This window comes from Xenorhabdus sp. IM139775, from assembly GCF_028598745.1.
In the GTDB taxonomy this organism is placed as follows: Bacteria; Pseudomonadota; Gammaproteobacteria; order Enterobacterales; family Enterobacteriaceae; genus Xenorhabdus.
In genome coordinates this window covers 1-4,506 of sequence record NZ_JAQRFK010000124.1, presented here as the reverse complement: position 1 = coordinate 4,506, position 4,506 = coordinate 1, and the positions used below count along the sequence as shown (strand labels likewise).

Here is a 4,506-nt window from a genome sequence, read left to right as displayed (position 1 = left end):
TACGTTTGGCTGGCTTGGTCGGTAATGGGCGTCATGCGTGGCGTTTTCTTGCCGGAAAAAAGGCGCTTCAAGGGGGAGAAAGTGCGGTCAATTTGGTGCATCAAGATGATGTCATTTCTGCCATTCAATTGCTTATTCAACAACCGGAAGGCGGGCAGCTTTTTAATTTGTGTGCACCAATACATCCGAAAAGAGCGGAGTTTTATCCGTCAGCCAGTCGCCAGCTCGATCTGACCCCGCCAGAATTTTTGCTGCCAGAAAGCGCAGAAGTTGAACGTAAGCTGAACATTGACGGCAAAGACGGCAAAGTAGTGGATGGTAGTCGTATCTGTCGGGAGCTGGGGTTTGAGTATCAGTTCCCCGATCCCGGCAGAATGCCAATGAGTTAATAAACTTACAATTAAAGGCTTAGTTTATTTCTATCATAACAATCTTTTTGAAAGCCGGTCTTTCGGTCAATAATTGATACCAGCGCTCTAGGTTTGGCAGAGACGGGCGCTCTATCTCTACGCCTAACCATAAATAGGCCAGCGGAGCCAGGGCGATATCCGCCATACCGAATTTGTCGCCGGAGAGATATTGTTGATATGGCACATTGAGTTCTTCCAGACACCAAAGCACTTTTTTCACGTTTGATGAATTTTTACGACCCCAGATTGTTAACATTATTTTCTCCTTAATTCAGAACATATCTAAAATAGCGTTCCAACATGACAGGCGTAAACCTTGTCCCGCGTGTTGCGTAGGACAAGATTGCAAACGCTCACGATTATGAAAACTTATTCATTCATTGATAATATGACAATAAAATCGATTGGATAACAGAAAAATCTTTACGTTATTGGGTTGGAGTCTTCTCTCATAACATCCTATATTAATAAAGTTTTTATTGAGAAAGGGCGATCGATGATGAAAAACAGACGGCAGATACCAATAATTAAATCTTTTACTTTTGGCTTGAGTGTTTTTTGGCTGGCGAGTGTCAGTGTTTATGCAATGGAGCAACCCGCAACACCTGACACTGATGCAAAAGCCTATGTATTGATGGATTATGCCAGTGGGAAAATTCTGGCCTCAAATAATGCAGATGAACGGTTAGACCCGGCCAGCTTGACGAAAATGATGACCAGTTATGTCGTCGGGCAAGCGATCAAGTCAGGGAAGATATCCACAGAAGATCTGGTCACCGTTGGCGAAGATGCCTGGGCGACAGGGAATCCCGTACTTAAGGGATCATCCTTGATGTTTTTGAAACCCGGTGACCGAGTTAAGGTGATTGATCTGAACCGAGGTATTGTCATTCAATCTGGTAATGACGCCAGTATTGCTCTGGCAGATTATGTCGCAGGCAGTCAGGGTGCTTTCGTTGATTTGATGAATAAGTACTCGGAAACACTAAAATTAACGAACACCCATTTCAAGACCGTGCATGGTCTGGATGCGGCAGGGCAGCATAGTACCGCCCATGATATGGCTCTTTTGGCTCAGGCCATGATCCGTGATGTGCCGGAAGAATATGCGCTGAATAAAGAAAAAGAATTCACTTTTAACAACATCCGCCAGCCGAATCGCAACCGCCTGTTATGGAATCAGAACATGAACGTGGATGGTGTCAAAACCGGACATACCAGCGGTGCTGGTTATAACCTTGTTGCATCAGCAACTGAGGGGTCAATGCGTTTGATTTCAGTGGTACTGGGTGCTCCCAGCGATCGGGTACGTTTTTCTGACAGTGAAAAACTGTTGTCATGGGGATTTCGTTTTTATGAATCAGCGACCTTGTTGAAGGCCAGTGATACGTTGGTGACGGAAAAAGTATGGTACGGAACGCATTCAGAAGTCGCATTGGGAGTAGAAAAAGATGCGGCTGTGATCGTTCCCCGTGGACAAGCAGAAAATTTGAAAGCGAGCTTTACGCTGGATAATACCTCACTTGAGGCACCATTGGCTCAGAACCAAGTGGTGGGCACGGTGAATTTCCTGCTGAATGATAACATTATTGATCAACGCCCACTGGTTGTTAAAGAAGCAGTAGAAGAAAGTGGCTTCTTTGGGCGTACGTGGGATTTCGTTGTAAAGACGGTTATCGGTTGGTTTAACTCGATTTTTGGTTAGTCTATAAACAGAAAAATGCCAGTCAACCTTTTGGTGACTGGCATTTTTTTATGCGCTACTGTCGAAGAAAGCAGCTCAGGGCTTTTTGATTACATGACGGAGTAAATAGCCGCTGAAATAGCAATTGAACCCGTTATAACGACAAAAATATTGCTTGGTTTACCTGCATATTTGCGCATGGCCGGAACTTTTTTGATTGCGTACATTGGCATGATAAACAGGATCATCGCAATAATTGGCCCACCCAGTGACTCAATGATATTTAGGATACTTGGGTTAAGCGTTGCTACGATCCAGGCGCTGACCAGCATAAAGAGGCTAGTGATACGATTCAGTGTCTTGTGCTGAATCGTTTTGCCCCTGGTGTTTATCATTGCTTTGTTCATAATGCCGTTGAAGCCTTCACGGGCGCCCAGATAGTGGCCGAGGAAAGACTTGGTAATCGCAATAAAAGCGATCAATGGAGCAATATACTCAATAGTTGGTACACGGAAGTGGTTAGCCAGATAGGACAGAATAGTGATGTTCTGTGCTTTTGCTTCTGCTAAGTTTTCCGGAGACAAGCTCAGTACGCAACTGAATACAAAGAACATGACTGTCAGCACCATCATGATATGGGCATAGGCCAGAATGCGTGAACATTTTTTCTCTGCGTGCTCACCATATTCTTCACGTTTTGCAACGGCGAAAGCTGAGATAATTGGCGAATGGTTAAAAGAGAAAACCATCACAGGGATCGCCAGCCACAGGGTAAATAACAGGCCACTGTTGCTTGTAGAAGATAGGGTACTGCCCTGCAACAGGGTATCAAAAATGGTTGTGTTCCAATGAGGGATTAAATACAGGGCCAACAACATCAAAACGGTGACGAAGGGGAACACCAATATGCTCATGGCCTTAACGATGGCTTTTTCACCGAAACGGATAATGCTCATCACACCAAGCAGCAATACCAGCGCCAGCAATGCGCGTGGTGGAGCTTCTATTTGTAGCTGGTGGACAATAAAGCTCTCTACCGTATTGGTCAGTGCAACACTGTACACGAGCAGAATAGGATAAATAGCAAAAAAGTAGAGAATGGTGATCAGGAAACCAGCAAATTTACCAAAATGTTCTTCTACCACGCCAGTGATATCTTCACCGCTGCTTTTACCGGATAAAACAAAACGGCACATTCCGCGATGCGCAAAAAATGTCATGGGAAGGGCAAGGATTGCCATGATAATGAGTGGAATTAGACCACCAATACCGGCATTGATGGGAAGAAACAAAACACCGGCACCAATCGCTGTGCCGTATAATCCCAGCATCCATACAGTGTCTGATTTACGCCAGGTAGTGTAATCGCTTTTGCTGGAAGCAGAGGATGCGATCGAACCTGCTTGAGATGTGTCCATAAGTATCTCCGAAATAACGCGGTAAAGTAAAATTTAAAGACTACTAAACCCGCACATCAATTAAATGCGCGAGTTGGATTTTTATATGAATAATAAGTTGTCAGATATTGCGTTGGTGTTTATCTAAACGTTTTTATTACTACATTATCGCTACATTATTTACTACATTAATAAGTTGCCTGAAATATGTTCATTTAAAACTGTTCACTTAAAACCATTCACTTAAAACCATTCAGTTAAAGTAAAGGATCTTCCACTCATCGGCTTTGTCTCAATCCAAAAACTTAACCCCAGACTTTTGATAGGGGAAATATAGTTATTTTCAGTGAAATGTACCGTGATCACTCTCGCAATTGCAAGATTTATATAGAAAATGAAAATTGTTACAGATATTTGGCAGGATGTTAATTAAATATTAAATAAAATAAAATTCAAGTTTTGTTAAAAAATATATCATTATTTTTATTTTAAATTCCAATATCTATCTGGTTTATTACTTAATGATATTTACATATTAATGATTTTTTCTTGTTTGGTGTTGGAATAGCTTGCAATTGGGTTATAAGGGCTAATGTTTTTATCTTGATATGTTTCCACTTATAAGTCAAATTTGTTTAACTATTTGATAAATATTGAAAAATAAACCCACCCCCCTTCATCGGTTGTGATATTCATTCTTTGAATGAATATGTATTTTGTATTGATTATGAATTAATAAGGATTTTAAGGATAGTCGATTGGCGTGTGTGAAGTTTGTTCGTTAGCGCTGTGTTTATGAAGAAATGGTAATCATTCTATAGTTATGTATTGTTAAATATAACGAGGGATTTTACTCTGATATTTAAAGCCACGGTGAAGAGTCGAATCAATGGCAAAAAATCTTTTGAGCAAAATAATGCCACTTTTTGGTCGAAAATATAAACAGTTATTGGAAATTCATGGCCGTATGAATCTCTAATGACATATCTATATATTTCACCTTTCAAATTAATTG

At 41.3% G+C, this 4,506-nt stretch carries 3 protein-coding genes and 1 pseudogene; 2 read left to right on the top strand and 2 right to left on the bottom strand.

From position 1 onward, the window contains the following. A pseudogene (locus PSI17_RS15950) lies at nucleotides 1–389 on the top strand (SDR family NAD(P)-dependent oxidoreductase); the annotation flags it as partial. A gap of 19 nt (nucleotides 390–408) precedes the next feature. Here PSI17_RS15950 and PSI17_RS15945 read toward each other — a convergent pair. Further along, the gene (locus tag PSI17_RS15945; RefSeq protein WP_273552904.1) at nucleotides 409–666 is read right to left on the bottom strand and encodes a glutathione binding-like protein; all 258 of its coding nucleotides are present in this window, start codon (nucleotides 664–666) and stop codon (nucleotides 409–411) included. Between the two features lie 240 nt (nucleotides 667–906). On the opposite strand from PSI17_RS15945, the gene PSI17_RS15940 reads away from it, so the two are divergent. Further along, nucleotides 907–2,115 (top strand): serine hydrolase, encoded by a 1,209-nt coding sequence (locus PSI17_RS15940; protein WP_273552903.1) that lies wholly within the window; start codon nucleotides 907–909, stop codon nucleotides 2,113–2,115. 89 nt (nucleotides 2,116–2,204) lie between these two features. Here the strand turns inward: PSI17_RS15940 and PSI17_RS15935 are convergent, their stop codons facing one another. Next, nucleotides 2,205–3,512, bottom strand: a complete 1,308-nt coding sequence (locus PSI17_RS15935) for an HAAAP family serine/threonine permease (protein ID WP_273552902.1) — start codon at nucleotides 3,510–3,512, stop codon at nucleotides 2,205–2,207. Nucleotides 3,513–4,506 lie beyond the last annotated feature (994 nt).

Coding starts and splice junctions, on each gene's coding strand:
- PSI17_RS15940 (WP_273552903.1), top strand. CDS start 907: ATGATGAAAAACAGACGGCAGATACCAATAATTAAATCTTTTACTTTT.
- PSI17_RS15935 (WP_273552902.1), bottom strand. CDS start 3,512: ATGGACACATCTCAAGCAGGTTCGATCGCATCCTCTGCTTCCAGCAAA.
- PSI17_RS15945 (WP_273552904.1), bottom strand. CDS start 666: ATGTTAACAATCTGGGGTCGTAAAAATTCATCAAACGTGAAAAAAGTG.